This is a genomic window from Bacillus sp. DE0042 (genome assembly GCF_007680225.1).
In the GTDB taxonomy this organism is placed as follows: Bacteria; Bacillota; Bacilli; order Bacillales; family Bacillaceae_G; genus Bacillus_A; species Bacillus_A wiedmannii.
Genome location: NZ_VEJP01000001.1, coordinates 167,183 through 187,130, shown reverse-complemented (window position 1 = coordinate 187,130; position 19,948 = coordinate 167,183). Strand labels below are relative to the sequence as shown.

At 32.5% G+C, this 19,948-nt stretch carries 19 protein-coding genes and 1 other annotated feature; of the genes, 14 read left to right on the top strand and 5 right to left on the bottom strand.

Features of this window, described 5'->3' with window-relative positions:
* Positions 1–31 precede the first annotated feature (31 nt).
* Complete coding sequence (locus FS802_RS00990; RefSeq protein WP_001194782.1) at positions 32–664, top strand: type 1 glutamine amidotransferase family protein; 633 nt, start codon at positions 32–34, stop codon at positions 662–664.
* 146 nt (positions 665–810) lie between these two features.
* Here FS802_RS00990 and FS802_RS00985 read toward each other — a convergent pair whose 3' ends face one another.
* Positions 811–1,512 carry a class I SAM-dependent methyltransferase gene (locus tag FS802_RS00985; RefSeq protein ID WP_144524807.1) on the bottom strand — a complete coding sequence of 234 codons (702 nt, stop codon included), beginning with the start codon at positions 1,510–1,512 and terminating at the stop codon, positions 811–813.
* 231 nt (positions 1,513–1,743) lie between these two features.
* Between FS802_RS00985 and FS802_RS00980 the strand changes: the two genes are divergently transcribed.
* Complete coding sequence (locus FS802_RS00980) at positions 1,744–1,914, top strand: DUF2197 domain-containing protein (RefSeq protein ID WP_000551050.1); 171 nt, start codon at positions 1,744–1,746, stop codon at positions 1,912–1,914.
* 67 nt (positions 1,915–1,981) lie between these two features.
* Positions 1,982–2,238, top strand: a binding site (T-box leader).
* Between the two features lie 82 nt (positions 2,239–2,320).
* A complete protein-coding gene (gene lysS / locus FS802_RS00970) occupies positions 2,321–3,874 on the top strand; it encodes a lysine--tRNA ligase (protein WP_144524804.1) in 1,554 nt (517 codons plus the stop codon).
* Positions 3,875–3,934: 60 nt separating this feature from the next.
* On the opposite strand, the gene FS802_RS00965 is transcribed toward lysS, so the two are convergent.
* Positions 3,935–4,363, bottom strand: coding sequence for a cell wall hydrolase (locus FS802_RS00965; protein WP_144524802.1), 429 nt, complete (start codon positions 4,361–4,363; stop codon positions 3,935–3,937).
* Positions 4,364–4,519: 156 nt separating this feature from the next.
* On the opposite strand from FS802_RS00965, the gene FS802_RS00960 reads away from it, so the two are divergent.
* The 3 genes from FS802_RS00960 to FS802_RS00950 all read left to right on the top strand — a co-directional run bounded on the left by FS802_RS00960 (position 4,520) and on the right by FS802_RS00950 (position 7,248).
* Positions 4,520–5,434: an acetamidase/formamidase family protein gene (locus tag FS802_RS00960; RefSeq protein WP_078183863.1), complete on the top strand. Its 915-nt coding sequence runs from the start codon at positions 4,520–4,522 to the stop codon at positions 5,432–5,434.
* A 126-nt stretch (positions 5,435–5,560) separates the two neighbouring features.
* Positions 5,561–6,268, top strand: coding sequence for a response regulator transcription factor (locus FS802_RS00955; RefSeq protein ID WP_144524800.1), 708 nt, complete (start codon positions 5,561–5,563; stop codon positions 6,266–6,268).
* Positions 6,265–7,248 (top strand): sensor histidine kinase, encoded by a 984-nt coding sequence (locus FS802_RS00950; protein ID WP_000620165.1) that lies wholly within the window; start codon positions 6,265–6,267, stop codon positions 7,246–7,248. Before FS802_RS00955 ends, FS802_RS00950 begins: the two co-directional genes overlap by 4 nt.
* A gap of 318 nt (positions 7,249–7,566) precedes the next feature.
* Here FS802_RS00950 and FS802_RS00945 read toward each other — a convergent pair whose 3' ends face one another.
* Positions 7,567–8,193, bottom strand: coding sequence for a DUF6518 family protein (locus tag FS802_RS00945; RefSeq protein ID WP_144524798.1), 627 nt, complete (start codon positions 8,191–8,193; stop codon positions 7,567–7,569).
* A gap of 367 nt (positions 8,194–8,560) precedes the next feature.
* Here FS802_RS00945 and FS802_RS00940 point away from each other — a divergent pair, with 367 nt between their 5' ends.
* Positions 8,561–9,460, top strand: coding sequence for a LysR family transcriptional regulator (locus tag FS802_RS00940; protein ID WP_000354629.1), 900 nt, complete (start codon positions 8,561–8,563; stop codon positions 9,458–9,460).
* A 72-nt stretch (positions 9,461–9,532) separates the two neighbouring features.
* Here the strand turns inward: FS802_RS00940 and FS802_RS00935 are convergent, their stop codons facing one another.
* The gene (locus FS802_RS00935; protein ID WP_000395983.1) at positions 9,533–10,522 is read right to left on the bottom strand and encodes an aldo/keto reductase family protein; all 990 of its coding nucleotides are present in this window, start codon (positions 10,520–10,522) and stop codon (positions 9,533–9,535) included.
* 518 nt (positions 10,523–11,040) lie between these two features.
* Between FS802_RS00935 and abc-f the strand changes: the two genes are divergently transcribed.
* From abc-f to FS802_RS00905, 6 genes are all read left to right on the top strand, one after another.
* Positions 11,041–12,669: a ribosomal protection-like ABC-F family protein gene (gene abc-f, locus FS802_RS00930; RefSeq protein ID WP_098707732.1), complete on the top strand. Its 1,629-nt coding sequence runs from the start codon at positions 11,041–11,043 to the stop codon at positions 12,667–12,669.
* A 20-nt stretch (positions 12,670–12,689) separates the two neighbouring features.
* On the top strand, positions 12,690–13,283 hold the full coding sequence (locus FS802_RS00925; protein WP_144524796.1) for a GNAT family N-acetyltransferase: 594 nt from the start codon (positions 12,690–12,692) through the stop codon (positions 13,281–13,283).
* Positions 13,284–13,698: 415 nt separating this feature from the next.
* A complete protein-coding gene (locus tag FS802_RS00920) occupies positions 13,699–14,241 on the top strand; it encodes a DUF3267 domain-containing protein (RefSeq protein WP_098707702.1) in 543 nt (180 codons plus the stop codon).
* A gap of 268 nt (positions 14,242–14,509) precedes the next feature.
* On the top strand, positions 14,510–15,280 hold the full coding sequence (locus FS802_RS00915) for an ABC transporter ATP-binding protein (protein ID WP_098707733.1): 771 nt from the start codon (positions 14,510–14,512) through the stop codon (positions 15,278–15,280).
* Positions 15,255–17,189: an ABC transporter permease gene (locus tag FS802_RS00910; protein WP_098707703.1), complete on the top strand. Its 1,935-nt coding sequence runs from the start codon at positions 15,255–15,257 to the stop codon at positions 17,187–17,189. Before FS802_RS00915 ends, FS802_RS00910 begins: the two co-directional genes overlap by 26 nt.
* 68 nt (positions 17,190–17,257) lie before the next feature.
* Positions 17,258–17,929, top strand: a complete 672-nt coding sequence (locus tag FS802_RS00905) for a lipoprotein BA_5634 family protein (protein WP_141545938.1) — start codon at positions 17,258–17,260, stop codon at positions 17,927–17,929.
* A 75-nt stretch (positions 17,930–18,004) separates the two neighbouring features.
* Here the strand turns inward: FS802_RS00905 and FS802_RS00900 are convergent, their stop codons facing one another.
* On the bottom strand, positions 18,005–18,346 hold the full coding sequence (locus FS802_RS00900; protein WP_000690182.1) for a DUF3914 domain-containing protein: 342 nt from the start codon (positions 18,344–18,346) through the stop codon (positions 18,005–18,007).
* A gap of 275 nt (positions 18,347–18,621) precedes the next feature.
* Between FS802_RS00900 and FS802_RS00895 the strand changes: the two genes are divergently transcribed.
* Positions 18,622–19,863 (top strand): esterase/lipase family protein, encoded by a 1,242-nt coding sequence (locus FS802_RS00895; RefSeq protein ID WP_000517081.1) that lies wholly within the window; start codon positions 18,622–18,624, stop codon positions 19,861–19,863.
* Positions 19,864–19,948: the final 85 nt, after the last annotated feature.

The window sequence follows — 19,948 nt, the reverse complement described above, 5'->3', positions numbered from 1 at the left end:
TTAGATTAAGTTGTGAATGGAGTGTTATTGAATACAAACTAGAAAAGCTTATTTATATGTATTTCATACGATGTCCGATTGGGAATACGGACATTTAATTGCTGAACTTAATACAGGTAGATATTTTAAAAAGGGTTTAGCACCTTTTAAAGTAGTTACAGTTGGAATAAATAAAGAAATGGTTATTTCAATGGGAGGCTTGAGCGTAAAGCCAGATATTTCCCTAGATGAATGTGTACTTGAGAGTAATGATTTATTGATTTTACCTGGAGGAAATACTTGGACTGAAAACATACATAAACCCATATTGCAAAAAGTTGAAGAAGCTTTAAAGATTGGTACTATTGTGGCTGCAATTTGTGGTGCAACAATAGGCCTTGCAAATTACGGATACTTAAATTCTAGAAAGCATACAAGTAATAGTTTAGATTATATGAAAATGGTTTGCCCTACATATAAAGGGGAAAATTTATATGAAATGGGACCTGTAGCGTCTGGTGAAAATCTTATTACTGCATCTGGAGTAGCTCCTTTGGAATTTGCAATGGAAGTTCTAAAAACATTAGATGTATTTGCGCCAGATACACTCCATTCATGGTATGAATTAAATAAGACACATGAACCTGAACATTTCTTCCAGTTAATGAATTCATTAAATAGCTAAGCAATTTAGTATGATCAATAATAAAAACCATGTTTCTAATGATACTGAAGCATGGTTTTTGTGTTTTGATTAATAAATATATAAAGTAACAAATTTTGTACAATAAAAATGAATTTGAGAGAAAGAGTCACTTCTTTATTATACTATTATTTCTGAACGACAAAAGTAATGGCATTTGTTTTTAATTGAATGTGTTTGTCATTTCGGACTATATTATAAGCTAATTCTTTTATTTCAATTTTTATTTCTTTCCATTCCTTATAAATGTTTTTTAATAGATATATCATATGTTCAGTTGGAAGGTTAATTTCAATTAAAGCATCTAATTCTTCTTTCGTATGTAAGTCAATTTCTTGTATGTTCGAGTTTATAATTAAACAATTGATACCACCAGTCTTTGTACCTTTTTTCATAGAATGGAGCACGTTTTTTAAATCTTCTTCTGATTGAACATGCTCTAAACTTGATATTGCAACGATATAATCAAAAATATCAGGTTGGATGTAGTAGTTTTCAATTGCTGCTTGTTCTGTTTTTATAACTTCAAAAACGTCATGTTCTTTACTATAAATTTGTAATTTTGTTAAAGCGGAATCCAGTAAGTCCACACAAGTAACAGTGCCGCTATTATTTTTTATTATTTGTGCAATTGGAATGCTATTTCTTCCAACGCCAGAGCCTAGATCAAGTACTTGTAAGTTATTTTGTCCTTCAAAGTACTCCATTAAGTCCATAACTGTTTTAACCGGTTTGTAAAGCCAAGAGCCAGTTTCAAATAGTTTGTATTGTTCATAGCAAAGGTCATGATATTTCTTTTCTTCTTGTCTTATGTAATTAATACGATTCATTGTATTTCAACTCCAATACTTTCATTCTAACGAGGCCCTTTAGCAAAACTTGCTAAAGCATCTAAAACTAATTCTATATTACTGATCAAGATTTTCACCTTGCTTTATAAGATATTTGTATAATTCGATAAGAATGAAGGTAAACCTTTTAGTCAAAGGAAATTAAGATTTGTACTATAGAAATCTGATTTTCTTAAGTGATTAAAAAAATGTATAAACATGGAGAGGAAAATGCATATGATGTTTTATGAAATTGTTTGCTTTTCTTGTAAAAATGTATTTCGTGTTTACGAAGGTAGTGAAAAATATAAGCGATTTAAAGAGAAACCGAAAGGAACATATTGTTGCGATGAGTGTAGCCACAAAATTCAATTAGAAGCGATAAAGCATTTATTTAGATAGCTTATATGTCCGGAAAAGTTTGACAATAAAAGCATTATAAATTATCATATGAAAAAAACTAATATATAAAGTGGCATGGAAGAGAAGAGTAGTTAAGAAAGGTTACGTACAGAGAGCTCTGGTTGCTGAGAAAGAGCGGTATAAATCTTAATGAAAAAAGACTTGGAGCTGCGCAAGGAACTAATTTGTTTAGGGATGGTGCGACGGATTCTCCCGTTATAGAGATAGGGTATAAGCATATTTTGCCGTACCTGAAGAGGTTAATATGGCGACGTATTAACAAACTGAGGTGGTACCACGAAGCTAACAACTCTCGTCCTCAAGATGAATAATCTTGGGGGTGGGAGTTTTTTTATTGCATAAATTTGAAAATATGAAAACAAATAATAATTGAGGTGAATAACATATGCATTGGGCGTATGAAGTAGCACATGAATTAATTAGAAAACATCCAAATAAAGAAACTTTTGTTTGCGCATCTGGAATAAGTCCATCTGGTTCTGTTCATATCGGGAACTTTCGCGAAATAATAACGACTTATTTCGTTGTAAGAGCACTTCAAGATTTAGGGAAAAAGACTCGTTTTATATTTTCGTGGGATGATTATGATAGGTTTAGAAAAGTTCCTAAAAATATTGATCCATCTTTTGTAAAGTATATCGGTATGCCATACTGTGATATTCCAGATCCATATGAATGTCATAACTCCTATGCAGAGCATTTTGAAAAAGAGTTTGAGAAATCGCTTCAAGCATTTGGAATTGAAGTAGAATTTATTTATCAACATGATGAATATAGAAGCGGAAGGTATAACAAAAACATATTAGAGGCTTTATATAAAAGAAAAGAAATATATGATATTTTAATGAGATTTAAAACTGGGGAGTGTAGTGAAGAAGAGCGAGAGCGCTTTTATCCGGTTATGTTATATTGTGAGAGATGCGGGAAAGATGCAACAACGATTACACATTTTGATGAAGTATTAAAAACAGTACGGTATGAATGTGAATGCGGAAATCAAAATGAGTTATCGGTATTAAATACAAATAAAATGAAATTGAATTGGAAAATCGATTGGCCGATGAGGTGGATGATAGAGGATGTTATTTTTGAACCGGGCGGAAGAGATCATTCATCAGAAACGGGTAGTTATAATGTATCAAAGGAAATTGCGATGGAAATATTCAATCGTGAAGCTCCTCATTATGTTTCTTATGATTTCATTGGCATTAAAGGGAATCATAAAAAAATGTCTAGTTCTTCAGGGAATAGTATTACACCTAGCGAGCTGTTAAAAGTGTATTTGCCCGAAGTGATTCTTTTTATGTTTGCTAAATATAGACCAAACGCAGCTTTTCATATCGGCCTTGATGAAGATGTGATTCGCAATTATACAGAGTATGAACGATTAAAAGATAGTTATGAAAATAAAACGCTCAAAAATGAAGATTTATTTGATGCAATTAAACTCTCTAAAGTTGATAGCGGGTTTAAAGAGTATCCAAAGTTTAATCAGGTTGCTGGAACGTTACCGCTATTAAATTTTGATTCATCTATTTTACAAGGTATATTAGAAAAAACAGATAGGAGTTATGCATTAGATGCTATGATAGCGATATGTAACCGTGCAGAGTATTGGATAAGAAACTTTCAATCTGAAAAATTAATTGCGGTAAATCTAGAGAGAAATACAGAGTTTTACAACACATTAGATGAAAGACAGAAAGAGTGGCTAGTAGAAGTTTGCAACATACTTCGTTCTAACAAAGATTACTCTAACTTAATGGAACAATTGTATTCGATTTGTCATCATGAAAATAAAAAAATAATGAAAGAAAATCAAAAACAATTATTTATTATTATATATAGGCTCATAATAAATCAGTCTAGCGGCCCACGTATACCGTTATTAATACATGTAGTAGGCATTGAAAAATTCATCACATTATTAGATTTCTAAAAAATAAAGGAAACGCAAGTACTCAGAGATCTAAGCTAAGTACTTGCGTTTCATATTTTGCTACCGTGAATACATTTTCGGACATTCATCACCACGTGGTTCATAAAAACAATGACTTTTAAACTGTCCTACAAACGGCTGATTATACCATTCAGGTGGACAAGCACCAACTGGACGGAAATACCAAAGAGCCCAACGTGCTGGCCAGCGCCATTCACCTTGTAAAACTTTTCTAGCGATATCTTTTTCTGATTCACGAGCGCGTTGATAAAAATATCCGTATTGCACTGCTTCAAATCCGCCAGGGCTTTGATATACTGCATCACGTACAGATTGAAGTTGTTTAAAATCTAAGCAATCACAAAATACACGATTTACTACTACGCAGCCGACAAGTTGTTCACCTTGTCGACCTTCTCCTTCAGCTTCAGCACGAATTAAACGAGCTAGCAAATCAACATCGCTTTCGTTATATGGAATAAGGGGCATAGTGCTACCACCTTTCTTTACCTGTTATAGTAAAGAGTGTATGTATGAAAATAAGCTAGGTGCTTTTCTATATGTAAATTTATTAATTTTTCAAAGGAGCTTTTGTGAAAAAAGCTAATTAGTAATTGTAGACTAATATAAATGGGGAGAGATAAAATGTATCGAATTCATAAAGGCCATATTATTTACACAATGTCACCAGAAAATAAACCGTGTATGGAAGTAGAAATTGGGAGTCGTCTTGTATTTGAAACATATGATTGCTTTGAAAATCAAATTGATTCTGAAGATGTTCCGTTTCAAGAATTAGATTGGAGCCGAATTAATCCGGCGACTGGACCTGTATATATTAAAGGTGCAGAACCTGGTGATATTTTAGTCGTAACGATTGAAAAAATTAAAATTGCAGAGCAAGGCGTGTTAACTACAGGTGCAAATCTTGGTGTAATGGGTGAAGAGCTAAATGAAAATACAGTGAAAATTGTCCCGATACATAATGAACATGTTTTATTTTCAAATGAACTGCAAATCCCGATTAATCCAATGATTGGTGTAATTGGTACTGCGCCGAAAGAAGAGAGCATTTCATGTGGCACACCGCATGATCACGGCGGGAATATGGATTGTAAAGAGATAAAAGAAGGGACAACATTATTATTACCTGTAAATGTTCCTGGTGCTCTATTAGCATTAGGCGATTTACACGCAGCGATGGGTGATGGTGAAATTGGTGTTAGTGGAGTAGAGGTTGCTGGTGAGGTGACGGTAACTGTTCAGATTATAAAAGGAAAGAAATGGCCACTACCAATGGCGATCCAAAAAGAAAAACTTATAACGATTGCTTCAGAGAAATTGTTAGATGATGCAGCGAATCGCGCTGTACGTAATATGGTGACATTTTTACATAAGGAATTAGAAATGTCTAAAGCAGACGCAACGCTTTTATTATCAGCTGCAGGCAATTTAAAAGTATGCCAAGTTGTGGACCCGCTGAAGACTGCTCGAATGGAACTAGGTATGAATTATGTGGAGAAGCTAGGTTTTAATTTGAGTGAATTTCATATTAAATAAGAATGATAGAAGAAGGATGCTGTTGTATAAAAGTATCCTTTTTTGATTTACGGATGATATAAAAACAGGTAGTATTTATTTTATATAATTGAATATAAGATTGTGGATCGAAAAAGGAGTAAACACATGGTTAAAATTATGATTGTAGAAGACGATATGAAAATAGCAGAACTATTATCAACACATGTTGCGAAATACGGGTATGAAGGAATTATTGTATCGGATTTTCAAAATGTATTAAACATTTTTTTAGAAGAACAACCAGAGTTAGTTTTATTAGATATTAATTTACCGAGTTTTGATGGGTACTATTGGTGTCGTCAAATTCGTGGAGTTTCTACATGTCCGATACTATTTATTTCAGCCCGTGAAGGTACGATGGATCAAGTTATGGCACTAGAAAACGGTGGTGATGATTTCATTTCAAAGCCATTCCATTACGAAGTGGTAATGGCTAAAATTCGTAGTCATTTAAGACGTGCTTATGGAGAGTATGCACCGAAAGTAGAAGAACGGATGGTTGAGCAACAAGGTCTTTGTTTATATCCTGAAAGGCTTGTATTGAAATTGCGTAATCAAGAGATTGATATAACGAGAAACGAAGCCATTTTATTAGAAATGTTAATGAAAAATTATCCGCGTGTTGTGGGTAGAGAAGTGTTGTTGAATAAATTATGGGATAGCGAATCTTATGTTGATGATAATACTTTAAGCGTAAATACAACTCGTGTGCGAAAAAAGTTAAAAACGTTACAGATTGAAGATGCGATTGAAACGATTCGTAGTGTCGGTTATAGATTACATATTACTTGGGATACTGGTATGGAGAAATGATAAGATTATTTATTCGTGATCATATACCACTTATTTGTTTTACAGCAATCCAATTACTAGCCATATTTCTTGTATATTGGTTTGATGGGCATAACCATATTGCAACGGCATTATATGCAATGTTTTTAGGTGTCTTTTTTATGGTAGGCTATTTAGTATTTCGTTATTTTACTCATCGTACTTTCTATGAACGATTAGCAAATCCGTTGAACTCTTTGGATGAATCTGTTCAAAAATCAGATTTTGCAGCTTTATCTGATGCTCTTCAAGAACTTCTTGAGGTGCAATATCGACATTATCAAAATCAGCTGCAAATACAAGAGAGAAAAAATAATGATCATTTAACTTTTATGAATCAGTGGATTCATCAAATGAAAACACCTTTATCTGTAATAGAATTAATTACACAAGATGAAGTCGATTCACGTTTTGAAAGTATAAATGAGGAAACAGATAGGCTGAAAAAGGGGTTAGAGATGGCTCTGTATGTCGCACGTTTAGAAGCATTTACACAAGACTTTTATGTGGAAAAAGTACAACTACATAAAATAGTGAATGATTCTGTACATGAACATAAACGCTTCTTTATCCGGAATTTTGTATATCCAGAGCTTAAAATTGATAAGGACATTAGTGTAGAAAGTGATGCGAAATGGTTACAATTTTTAATTGGACAAATACTATCGAATGCGATTAAATATTCATCAGGTAGTAGAGAAAAGATTAAAGTGAAAGCTTGTAAGGAAGGTAATACAGTTATACTTGAAATTGCCGATAATGGCGTAGGGATACCGAAGCAAGATTTACCAAGAGTGTTTAAACCTTTCTTTACAGGAGAAAATGGCAGAGATTTTAAAGAATCAACTGGAATGGGGCTATATCTTGTATATGAAATTACGAAACAATTAGGACATAGTGTAGAAATCCATTCAGAAGTTGGTAAAGGTACCGTTGTACGAATTATATTTTTTAATGTGTAAATAAGTGAACTAGGCTAAAGGACTTTGGAGATAAGTTTTTTAGCCTTACTTTATAGCGATTATATGAAATGGTAAAAGGTAATCTTCGTATGTATAATGACACGCAAATAAATACGATTGTTAAATTAGAAGTATTTAATAAAAAGCTGATAAATAGTTTTTGTAAGAAAAAAGCCACCCCTTTGAAAGAGATAGCTTCATGAATCCATCATATGAATAAATGTATCAACATTAATAAGTATAATGTTCGAATTCGTGATATGTTTTGTGGATTATTATAGAATTAGTCTTTTGTTTTTTCATGATACAGTATTGTAATTAAGTAAACAAACTTAATAATGTATATCCAATTATTCCTAAAATAGTGATAGGAACCATCATTAAGAAAGAAGAAATTCGATTAGCATTAGAGCGTTCTAACACAAGAACCAAGATAATCCCGACTATCACTTCGGTATATCCAACAGGTAACATGTGACTATAGTCTTCAAAATTTAAAAGAATGTGAAGTCCATCCGTTACAAAAACTCCACTAATAAGCGCGCTTCCGAATTTATGAAGTGGATTTGTAGTATCTTTCCATAGAAAACCTGCAGTTCCAAAGATAGTTCCTCCTATAAATGCACATACAATCCATACAGATATAAAATAAATAGAGTGAGCTACATTTTTAATAACTATTGCATAACCATAATAGCCTAATACCATACCGAGTAGTGCAAGGATACCAGAAAGTATAGCTGTACGCTTAGAATAACTAAAGCTAGCCACAAAAAAGGATGGAACTAACCAAACACTTCCTAGATTAGCTAATGAATTCCAATGTCCTGGAAGTATACCTTGCCCCAATTTAGTTAGTATACCAACAATAATCCCTACTATAATCGGGATGAGAAAAATCTTTAAAAACATATTTAACTTTGTGATTTTTAATGCCCTGTCCATAAAATCAACCCTTACATTAATATTTTCTGCAAACATATAATAGCTTATTGTAGGGGGATAATCAATAAAAATTTATCGAAAAACAACAAGTGATTATTGGATAACGAATAACATTTTGTTTTTATAATTGGGTGAATAAAATATCAAGTACTCGTTACTCAACCAAATGGTAAATCAAATAATATATGGAAGTAATGAAATTGCCCAAAACATGTAATTCAACTTAGTATAAATCTCTCGTATTTTCATGAAATGATTTATGATAAAAAAGAAACGAAAAGGGATTGATATAGTTTCCTCCTGTTTTTATTTACAATTTATTAGAAGGAGGGATTTTTTACTAGTTGTGAATGATAGGGGGATTGTAATGGATATTCGAAAAATAAAATATTTCATAACGGTGGCAGAAGAATTAAACTTTAGCCGTGCAGCAGAACGCCTAATGATGGCACAACCTCCTTTAAGCCAAGAAATTCGTAAATTAGAAGATGAATTAGGGGTCCAACTTTTTCATCGAACAAAAAGAGTGGTTGAGCTTACCGATGCTGGGAAAATATTTTTAGAAGGGTCTCGGCAAACGTTACTTCAAGTAGAAAGAACTATTAAAGAAACACAGCTTGCGGATGAAGGAAAGATTGGACATTTAATCATCGGTTTTGTCGATTCTACAGAAACGGTTATAAACATATTAAAAACATTTCGAGAACGCTTTCCTAAAATTCAGCTTATATTACGCGAGATGACAACAGACCAGCAGATAAAAGCACTCTATGAAAAGCAAATTCACATTGGATTTATTCGTTCTAAGCAGAATAATGAAATATTTTCTTCCGAAGTTTGTTCTAAAGAACGTTTAAAATTGGTTTTACATGAAAATCACGCATTAGTTTCGTTACCTAATATTTCTATTAAAGAACTAGTAGATGAACCATTTGTTTTATTTCCTCGTCATTTCGGTACTAACTTTTATGATTTAATTATTAGTTACTTTTGGGAGCATGGAGTAAGTTTAAATATTGTTCAAGAAGCAATTCAAATGCAGACGATTGTTAATTTAGTTGCAGCAGGAATGGGAATTTCTGTCGTTCCATCATCGGTGGAAAGTTATAAAAAATCGGGAGTCATATATAAAGACATTGAGGAACATACACCGGAAATAAACTTATACGCTGGATGGAGGCAGGATGAAAAGTCTGTCGTGCTCGAGAACTTCTTAGCAGTTGTTAGAGAGATTTATACGACTTCACAATTTGAATTTGAAAAGTAAAGGCCCATCTTGATTGGATGGGCAGTAGTGATTTGGGAAAGGTACTATATTTATTGTTAAGTCACTGACGATTTAACCTGTTTTACTTGGGTCATACTCAATGAAACCTTTTAGTACACTATCAATTTGACCCATAATTTCAGGTGACAATGTAACACTAGAAGCAATTACATTTTCTCTTATTTGCTCCGGATCTGAAGCGCCAATAATTGCAGAGGAAACAGCTGGATTTTGTAGTACCCAAGCAACTGCGAGTTGAGGTAAGGTAAGATTATTTTCAATTGCAATAGGATTAAGTTTCTGTATTGCAGTAAGTACATCATCACTCATCCAACGTTGTACGAGTTTGTTGAAAAAGGGTTTTCCTGCATCTGAATTAGCACGTGATTGGGCGGGGAGTGGTTTACCTGGTTGATATTTTCCAGTGAGAATACCTTGTGCGAGGGGAGACCAAACAATTTGGCCAAGTCCTTCACGTTGACATGTTGGAATCACATCAGTTTCTATAACTCGCCACAACATCGAATATTGAGGTTGGCTAGCAATAAGAGGGATTTTCAATTCTCGTGCAAGTGCTGCACCGCGTGTGATTTGCTCCGATGTCCATTCACTGACGCCTAAATAAAGGACTTTCCCTTGTCTTACAAGATCTGAGAAAGCTAACATTGTTTCTTCCAGAGGTGTTGTTGTATCGAATCGATGTGCATAATAGACATCAATGTAGTCTGTATGTAGCCGTTGTAACGATGCATTACAATTTTCTATAATATGTTTTCGTGATAAACCTCGATCATTTTTTCCAGGTCCGGTCGGATGACATACTTTTGTACAAAGTTCTATACTTTCTCGGCGTATACCTTTCAAAGAGCGGCCAAGCACTTCCTCAGCAATAGTGTCCGAATAAACATCTGCAGTATCGAACGTTGTAATTCCAACATCTAATGCGGCTTTCACACATTCATTTGCAGTATCTTCATTTACTTTTCCACCATGGTTTATCCAGTTACCATATGCAATCTTACTTACTGTTAATCCACTGTTTCCGAGTTTGCTAAATTCCATTGTAGAATCCCTCCTTAAAAATGATAACTTTATTATAAAAACTGAAATGTAGTATGTATAATATAAAATTAATCATACAGTTATATAAAAATTATATAAGAGGGAGTGCTTAGAAGGTTATTATTAGGGAAATCTAAAGGAAAAGTAGTATAGCAAATGTAAAGTATGCTTGTTCAATTTGAAGCTAAGAAATGATAAATAGACCTAGAAGAAAGCAATCATAATAATAGCACATATAATTGCATTTACTCATACAGTACTATCATGGTACAATATGGTTACTAACGACGGAAAGGAATGATGGGTGGACGATGATTAACTAATCTTATTTTTAAATGTTGAAATTCAATAAATTTCAATTTCTAAAAAATAGGATTAGTCTGCCCAATTTCCATACAACGGTATTGCTATTTATGTTACGCAATAGCTTATTTGGGTATAAATATTTTAACGACTAATCCTGCCAAATTTATTTGGGAGGATTTTTTTATTCTCCCTTAATGAAAGGGATCGGTATTATGAAAGAACTATTAAAATTAAATGATGTTTATGTTGAAATAAAGGAAAACACTTTGTTAGAGAAAATGAATGTGACAGTAAGACAAGGGGATGTTATCGGGTTAATTGGTAAAAACGGGGCTGGTAAATCAACGTTACTTCAATTAATAAATGGGAAAATTGAACCATCAAAAGGTACTGTTGAATGGATGCAAATGAATATGACAACAGCATATGTTGAACAAGAAAAAGAATCATTTGTTAGTAAGGATATAATTGCAAAAGAAGCGGAACTCCTTGCAAAATGGGGCGTGCCAACGAACGATTTTCTAACTTTAAGTGGTGGTGAAAAGCTAAAAGTTCGATTAGCAAAAGGGTTTGCCGAAAATCCTAATGTTTTAATATTAGACGAACCGACAAATCATCTAGATGAGATGAGTACGGAATTTCTTATTAAACAAATCAAAAATATGAAAGGTACAGTTATCGTCGTATCACATGATCGATATTTTTTAGATGTTATCGCAACAAGAATATGGTCAATTGAGGATAAGAAATTAATTGATCATAGTGGTAATTATACAAGTTATATGAAAGCACGTGAACATAAAAGAATGACGCAGCAGCGTGAATATGAAAAACAACAAAAGAAGATAGAACAAGTAGAAACTCATATAAAAGAATTAAGTTCATGGTCACAAAAGGCACATGCACAGTCTACAAAGCAAGAAGGAGTGAAAGAGTTTTATCGTGTAAAGGCAAAGCGAATGGATGCGCAAGTAAAATCGAAACGAAAACGTCTTGAAAAAGAGCTTGAGAAAACGAAAGTTGAACGTGTGAAAGAAGATTATTCAGTTGAATTTTCTATTCAAGCGACTAAAAAAGTAGGGAAACGTTTCTTAGAGGTAAAACAATTACGGAAAGAATTTAATAATCGGACATTATTTGAAAACGTTAATTTTACAATTCAGCACGGTGAGAAGGTTGCGATTATTGGGCCGAATGGTAGTGGGAAAACAACTTTACTGAAGATGATTATGGGAAACGAAACTGCTGAAGGAGAAGTATGGATTTCACCATCAGCAAACATCGGTTATTTAACACAAGAAGTATTTGATTTACCACTTGATAAAACACCAGAAGATTTATTTTATAAAGTTACATTTGAAGAAAGAGGAAAAGTCCAAAATTTAATGAAACATTTAGGGTTCCAAGCTTCTCAATGGACAGAGCCGATACGATATATGAGTATGGGGGAACGAGTAAAATGTAAGCTAATGGCTTATATTTTAGATGAAAAAGATGTGCTTATATTAGATGAACCAACGAATCACCTTGATCTGCCTTCACGTGAACAGCTTGAAAATACATTAGCTGAGTATAACGGAACACTCGTTATCGTTTCTCACGATCGATATTTTCTGGAGAAAACAACTAACACAAAACTCGTGTTTGTAAACAATACGATACAAAAGCAACTTGAAGAACCTACGAAAACAAGGGATGAAATTGAAGAGCTACGTTTAACGTTAGAAACAGAAAGACAAGAAGTATTAGGGAAATTAAGCTTTTTAACTTCTAAAGACAAAGAATATAAAGAACTAGATGAACGGTTTATGGAACTTACGAAGCAGATTAAGGCGCTTTAAAGTAAGGAAGGGGGATTAAGATGGGAGAAGAGAGTTTGACTAAGTTATTTAGAATAGATTGTGGTGATATATACCTACAAGAGTTTACGGTCAAAGATGCAGAGAGTATTTATAAAATATCAAATCAACCAGAAATAGAAAAGTTTTTACCAGACTGGAAATCAACGAAAGAACAAAGAGTTAATTGGGTTACAAATGATGAAATACCAGAAAACAAAGCGTTTCTTCATGCAGTGAGAACTACGACTAACATAGATGATCACATATTAAGACTAGGAATATTTAAGAAAATCACAAATGAATTTATTGGATGGTGCTGCACAGGCATGAAAGATGAACTCCCTGCACCGAACAGAGAAATTATGTATGCTGTTTCAAGTGAATATCATAATAATGGCTATGCAACGCAAGCGACAAAAGGCTTGATCGGTTATTTATTTGAAAATACAAATGTGGATGTCCTTAATGCAATTGCTTTAATTAAAAATGTGCCATCAAATAAAGTTATTGAAAAATGCGGGTTTACTTATTTGGGTCAACAGATGATAGAAAATCAAATTTATAATCATTATGTATTGAGTAAATCCGGATGGATAAAAAATAGTGCTCTTTAAAGGGAGCGATAATGCAAAAAAAGCTTAGAGCTAAAACTCTAAGCTTTTTGCATTCTAAAGTACTAGTTAACCATACTAAAGTGTAGATTCTGGATGTATTTTTCACCAAAAACAAATGCAGTAAGTTGTACATGCGAGAACTATTTCATAACATTATTTCTAAAAGGTATTTGGGGAATTTTGTCGAATGTATATGTCTATGAAAACACTAATTTCTTACTCAAATCATCCTAAACATGAACCACTTTAGGCTTAAATAGAAGAATGTACGGCAAACGTGAAGGCAAGCGAAGGTTTGCATTTAATATTAGCGGTTGAGTGTTAGTTGATTTCGAATTTTTGGAATATTGAATAGTTTAAATGAGGGAGGGGAGAGCATATTATCATTTGGTTTCGTCACTTACCACAAATAAGTATGGATTTGTTAGAATGGACTCCTTTTATACAAAATGATTGGCACCGAAAACATTATATGAAGTTTGTATATGTACTTCAAATCATTATTTTTCTAATATCGTATTATTTTGGAGCAAGTTTTACTCATATTAATATTTTTTATCTCATCATCATAGGTATTTTTGTTTTCATTGTTCATGAATGTTTACATATTATTGTTATAAATAAAAAAGGTGATATTAGCTTGACGTGTAGTGGAATATTTTTTTGGCTAAATACAAATGCAATCTTATCCAAAACGAGATTTTGGATCTTTATGAGCTTGCCTATTATTGTACTATCGGTCGTTCCTGCTATTGTATCATTATATGTATCAGGAAATATTAAGTCAATTTTATTATTTGTATGTTGGATAAACACAATCATTTCTGCTTCAGATATATATAATTCATTATTAATTGCGATTAAACCGAAGAACTCAATTTTTTGTAGAGGTTATTATAAAGTGGAAGACAATAAAAAAGGGTATCTCAAAAACATTTCAACTAAAGGCATTAGATAAAAATATAACTTTGGGAAGATAAAGACCGATAAAGCAATCGGTCTTTTCTTGTTTTTATAATAAAGATTTGATATACAATTGTATTTTCTACCACTATACAATTATTATAAGATAGTTATGCGTTAATTTTAATTTAAAAACAGTTTTATTGTCAGTTTTTTTAGAAATCTTACAAGCGTGTAAGATAAATGAAAGATGAATCAATATGAGCATTAAGACAATTCATTTACACTCTATTGTGAGAAGTGCAAATGAAGGGAGAATAGAAATGGAAATTTTACATGCGAAAAATATTAGTAAAGTATATAAAGGGAAAATACCTTTTAAAGCATTAGTAGATATTGATTTATCAATTCAAGAAGGTGAATTTATAGGGATCATGGGGCCATCAGGTAGCGGGAAAACAACGTTATTAAATATGGTATCTACTATCGATTCTCCAACATCAGGAGAAATATTAATAAACGGTACAAATCCTTTCCAGTTATCATCAGAAGATTTAGCTTTATTCCGTAGGAAACAATTAGGATTTGTTTTTCAATCATTTAATTTACTTAGCACGCTTACAGTGAAGGAAAATATCGTATTGCCGATGACATTAGATGGCGTTTCTGTGCAAGAAATGAACAAACGCGTACAAGAAATCGCAGAGAAATTAAATATTACAGATATATTGAATAAAAGAACGTTTGAAATATCAGGAGGCCAAGCTCAAAGAACAGCAATTGCTCGTGCAATTGTTCATAAGCCGCAATTATTACTTGCAGATGAACCAACAGGGAATTTAGATTCTAAATCTTCAAATGATGTAATGGAGATGTTAGATACTCTAAATAAGGAAGAAAAAGCTACGATGATGTTAGTGACTCATGATCCGTATGCAGCGAGTTTTTGCAGCCGAGTAATTTTTATTAAAGATGGTCAACTATATAACGAAATTTATCGTGGTGAAAGCAGGCAAGCATTTTATCAAAAGATTATGGATGTCCTTTCTTTGTTAGGAGGGAAAAGGCATGACTTTTCGTCAATTCGCATTTAATAATATTTTTCGTAATAAGCGTACATATGCTGCCCATTTTTTAAGTAGTGCATTTTCTATAATGATTTTCTTTACGTATGCTCTTTTATTATTCCATCCTGATTTACAGGGGGAGTTGAAATCGACAAGTAAAACAATAAGTACATTTGGTACATTAGGATTTGAAGTTTCTCAAGGTTTGATTTTTGTCTTTTCATTCTTCTTCATTCTATATTCAGTGAGTTCGTTTTTAAAAACGCGTAAGAAAGAATTTGGCATTTTAATGATGCAAGGTATGTCAATGAGACAGCTTAAGAAGTTATTGTTAATTGAAAATATGTTAATTGGACTTGGTTCGATTTGTATTGGGATTCTTATCGGCCTCGTATTTTCTAAACTAGTTTTATTAATAAGTGCCAGTGTATTAATGATTGGTAACGGCTTACCTTTTTATATGCCAGTGAAGGCGGTATTATTAACTGGCATCACGTTTCTATTCTTATTTTTAATTGTTTCGCTAGTTACTTTTAAAATGATAAAAGTAACAGAACTTGTGGAACTTATTCAAGCAGGGGAAAAGCCAAAGCCTGAACCGAAATCGTCAATTTTATTATCAATTTTTTCTTTATTTAGTATAGGATATGGCTATATTTTAGTATTTCGCTTTATCCCAAGTTATAGTTTTATTACGCTCGGAATGGGTGTGCTCCTAGTAATTATAGGAACGTACTTTTTATATACACAGTGTAGTGTTTATATATTGCATCTTGTGAAAAGGAGTGAATCTTTCTTTTTAAAGAGAACCAATATATTAACATTTTCAGAATTAATATACCGTATGAAAGATAATGCAACAATGTTTTTTATAGTATCTATTATTTCAGCAGTTGCTTTTACAGCAATTGGCACGACAGCAGCTCTTGGAAACAAAGATTTGGTAAGGATGACAAACCCGTATACATTTCTGTATACAGCTCCTGATAAAAATAAAATAACGGATAAACATCTCTCGATTATAAAAAAACATCTTGCTGATTCTAATATTCCATATCGAATGGCTTCCACTTCAGATATTTATACAGAAAGTAATGTAAATGTAATGAAGTTAAGTGAATATAACGAACTTGCGAGAGCACTCGGGTACCAACAAGAAACGATAGAAAAAGAAGATGAAATGTTATTAATCCCTGGAGTCGTATCACAAAAACAAGAGTTTAAAAATGGTGATTATAAAAAGAATATTGAAGTCATTCAAGGCGATTGGACAAAGACATTTCATGTGAAAAAAACTGTAGATAATTTAGTTTTGCCACACGATACGGAAGGGATTAATATTGCGATTCAAGATCATGTGTATGATGAAATTCCGCTTAATAGTAATCTAGATTTTGAAAATATTATTCAATATCGAACTTATGGATTTGTTGTAGATGATTGGATAAAAACAAAAGAGATTTCAAACCAATTAAGTGACATATTCGATCAAGATCCTAGAGACATACATTTTGAATTTAGAGCACTAACTATAGAGTTGTTAAGTGCAAAACAAACGAATGGGTTATTACTTATGGCAAGTGTTTTAGTTGGAATCGTCTTCTTTACTTTCGCTGCTAGTTTTATTTATTTCCGGTTATATACTGATTTGGACCGCGATCAGCAGCAATATAAGATGATTTCGAAAATGGGATTAAGTAAACGAGAGTTGAAAAAAGTTGTAACAAGACAATTAGTATTAATGTTCTTCTTACCGATTATCGTTGCAGTGATTCATACTGTGGTCGCTTATATGGCATTACAACAATTAGTCGATTTTTCTATTATGAATAGCTCTATCATAATTTTAATTTCATTTATATGTATACAAGTTTTATATTTCTTTATAACTCGTTGGCGTTACTTACAAAAGCTTTATAAAACTATGGAACAGTAGAGAATATCAGCAAGTAAGATTGCAGAAAAGCATGTAAAAAAACAATTTGAGTTATGAAAGGAACTGTGATGAAAAAAACACTCTCTATTTTCATATTAAGTATATTAATTTTAATAAGTTTAAGTGCATGCTCTAAAAATGAAAACAGATTTCCAGCTAACGGCGTATTAATCATTGGAGATGAGAATCATACTTCAACAATTATGAATCGTTATAAGGAAAATACGAAAGAACATGAAGTTTTTTCGGTGAAAACAGGTAGATTTGACCAAAAAAGGGTTTTGATATTAAATGAATCTACTGCAAAAGCGATGATTAAAGCAAAAATTTTTCGTAAAAGAGATCATTCATCTCATTCTAAACCTTTAGATACGTTACCGAGTTTTCCAAAAGAAAGTTCACTATTATTTATAAATGAAGAAGAAAAGAATATAAAAAGTATTGAAATAGAAGGAAAAGTGATACCAGTTACATATGAAAGTGATGCTTGGCTTGGTAATAATCGAAACTATGGAACACTATGGTATGTAATTGTGGCGAAAAATAATGTGTATAAAGAAATAAAAGTAAATGAAACAAAAATGCAACTTCTTCATCTGAAAAAATCTTTAGGTGACGAAAAACCTAAAATGTCGACAGATAATACATTGACTAATGAATATGTAAAAGTAAGAAAGTTAATTAAAGATTTTGAGGAAGAAGTATCAGTTCAATTTGTCACGATTGGAGAAAAATCATAAAAAATAGTTCAAGGTTGATAGGGATTTTATCAGCCTTGAACTATTTTTAATTTTAGACCATTTAGATAACATAGTTTACATTACTTCATTTAATCGAGTCTCACTCGTTTCTTCAATCGCATTTGAATTTTGAACCGAATTGTTTTGGTCTTCTTTTTCTTTACGAGACTTTTGTAGCATTTCAAGGATGATCCATAAAGGAATACCTTTATCCTTTAACATCTTCCATAAATCTAATTCATTAAATTTATGCTCAGGTTGTTTCATTTCTTTTTCAGATGAACGAATATCAAACTTGATAGGATCATTTACTTTCTTACTTTCAAGTTTAGTAGAAGAGATAGTATTATGCTCAAGAGTAGATGGAGTTATGTTAGTAGGTTGAGATAATGTATGAATATTTGATCCGATTTTCATGCTTTTTCCTCCTTTTCAAGCAATGAGATTAGTTTTCTTATGGTTTTTAAATCTATTTAACATGAGGAAACTATATCTAATTATAAATTCAAATAATCAGATTTACAAGTTGTATTGTAAACAGTAAATGTTTACTTGAATTAATATTTATCAACATTTGTATATGTTTTCTATATATACAACGTATATAAAATACTTTACATTATGTTTAAGTTATTAAAGCATGCTGTGAATTTTTTAAAAGAAAAATGTAAACGTTTTATTAGGGGGGAAGTATGGGGAAGTTATTTTTAAAAATATGTTTTTTCGTATTAGTGACTGTATGTTCATTCGCAATGAAAATAACGTACGCTGAAGAGAGACAACAAAATAATTATCCTATCATATTGGTGAATGGATTTGCTGGATGGGGTAGAGAAGAAATGCTTGGCGTAAAATATTGGGGTGGTGTTCATGATATACAGGAAGATTTGAAACAAAGTGGTTATATGGTACATACCGCAGCTGTTGGACCTGTTTCTAGTAACTGGGATCGTGCATGTGAATTATATGCGCAAATTAACGGTGGTACAGTAGACTACGGTGCCGCACATGCTGAGAAACATGGACATAATCGTTTTGGTAGAACTTATAGTGGTTTTGCACCGAATTGGAGTGAAACAAATAAAGTTCATTTAGTTGGGCATAGTATGGGTGGACAAACGATTAGAACATTAGTACAGCTATTAAAAGAAGGTAGTTTTGAAGAAAAGAATTATGTGAAAAATCACCCAGACACCAAAATATCACCACTATTTGAAGGCGGAAAATCATATGTTCATAGTGTGACAACATTAGCAACCCCTCACAACGGTACAACACTTGCGGATGGTAGTCTTCTACTGCCGTTCGTTAAAGATTTACTCATTACAGCTGCAAGCTTTGGAGGAAACAATAATTTATCGTTATATGATTTTAAATTGGATCAATGGGGTATAAAGAAGAATGCTGGAGAGTCCTTTTTCCAATATAGTAATCGTATTCTAAATAGTTCAATTTGGAAAAATACAAAAGACATTAGTCAATGGGATTTAAGTACTGATGGTGCAAAGGAGTTAAATAATTGGGTAAAGACGCAACCGGATGTGTATTACTTATCTTATAGTGGACATGCATCACAAGCAGCACCTATAACAGGTTTACATTTACCTCATATAACGATGAATAAAGTGTTGATGGGGAATGCATTTTTCTTAGGTTCTTATGCGAGATATGAAGAAAACCGTCCGTTAGTTGATACTTCTTGGTGGCAAAATGATGGTGTAGTAAATACAAATTCTATGATTGCACCATCTTCTAATGTTGCTGTAAATAATAATGAGTCATTACAGGTTGGAAAATGGAATCATATCGAAACGAAAGCGAATTGGGACCATCTCGACATGGTAGGATTAAGTGTTTCAGATACGTTAGGTTTTTCTAGCATTCAAGAATTTTATAGAACAATTGCTGAAAAGCTATCACGTTTACCGAAATAGGTAATAATAAAGCGCTCTCGATGGAATTCGAGGGCGCTTTATATTATATTGAAAGAGGGATATGGTAGAAAAATATGGGGGGATA

Excerpts from the sequence above, each read along its gene's own strand:
- FS802_RS00985 (WP_144524807.1), bottom strand. The coding sequence starts at position 1,512 with ATGAATCGTATTAATTACATAAGACAAGAAGAAAAGAAATATCATGAC.
- FS802_RS00980 (WP_000551050.1), top strand. The coding sequence starts at position 1,744 with ATGCATATGATGTTTTATGAAATTGTTTGCTTTTCTTGTAAAAATGTA.
- lysS (WP_144524804.1), top strand. The coding sequence starts at position 2,321 with ATGCATTGGGCGTATGAAGTAGCACATGAATTAATTAGAAAACATCCA.
- FS802_RS00965 (WP_144524802.1), bottom strand. The coding sequence starts at position 4,363 with ATGCCCCTTATTCCATATAACGAAAGCGATGTTGATTTGCTAGCTCGT.
- FS802_RS00960 (WP_078183863.1), top strand. The coding sequence starts at position 4,520 with ATGTATCGAATTCATAAAGGCCATATTATTTACACAATGTCACCAGAA.
- FS802_RS00955 (WP_144524800.1), top strand. The coding sequence starts at position 5,561 with ATGGTTAAAATTATGATTGTAGAAGACGATATGAAAATAGCAGAACTA.
- FS802_RS00950 (WP_000620165.1), top strand. The coding sequence starts at position 6,265 with ATGATAAGATTATTTATTCGTGATCATATACCACTTATTTGTTTTACA.
- FS802_RS00945 (WP_144524798.1), bottom strand. The coding sequence starts at position 8,193 with ATGGACAGGGCATTAAAAATCACAAAGTTAAATATGTTTTTAAAGATT.
- FS802_RS00940 (WP_000354629.1), top strand. The coding sequence starts at position 8,561 with ATGGATATTCGAAAAATAAAATATTTCATAACGGTGGCAGAAGAATTA.
- FS802_RS00935 (WP_000395983.1), bottom strand. The coding sequence starts at position 10,522 with ATGGAATTTAGCAAACTCGGAAACAGTGGATTAACAGTAAGTAAGATT.
- abc-f (WP_098707732.1), top strand. The coding sequence starts at position 11,041 with ATGAAAGAACTATTAAAATTAAATGATGTTTATGTTGAAATAAAGGAA.
- FS802_RS00925 (WP_144524796.1), top strand. The coding sequence starts at position 12,690 with ATGGGAGAAGAGAGTTTGACTAAGTTATTTAGAATAGATTGTGGTGAT.
- FS802_RS00920 (WP_098707702.1), top strand. The coding sequence starts at position 13,699 with ATGGATTTGTTAGAATGGACTCCTTTTATACAAAATGATTGGCACCGA.
- FS802_RS00915 (WP_098707733.1), top strand. The coding sequence starts at position 14,510 with ATGGAAATTTTACATGCGAAAAATATTAGTAAAGTATATAAAGGGAAA.
- FS802_RS00910 (WP_098707703.1), top strand. The coding sequence starts at position 15,255 with ATGACTTTTCGTCAATTCGCATTTAATAATATTTTTCGTAATAAGCGT.
- FS802_RS00905 (WP_141545938.1), top strand. The coding sequence starts at position 17,258 with ATGAAAAAAACACTCTCTATTTTCATATTAAGTATATTAATTTTAATA.
- FS802_RS00900 (WP_000690182.1), bottom strand. The coding sequence starts at position 18,346 with ATGAAAATCGGATCAAATATTCATACATTATCTCAACCTACTAACATA.
- FS802_RS00895 (WP_000517081.1), top strand. The coding sequence starts at position 18,622 with ATGGGGAAGTTATTTTTAAAAATATGTTTTTTCGTATTAGTGACTGTA.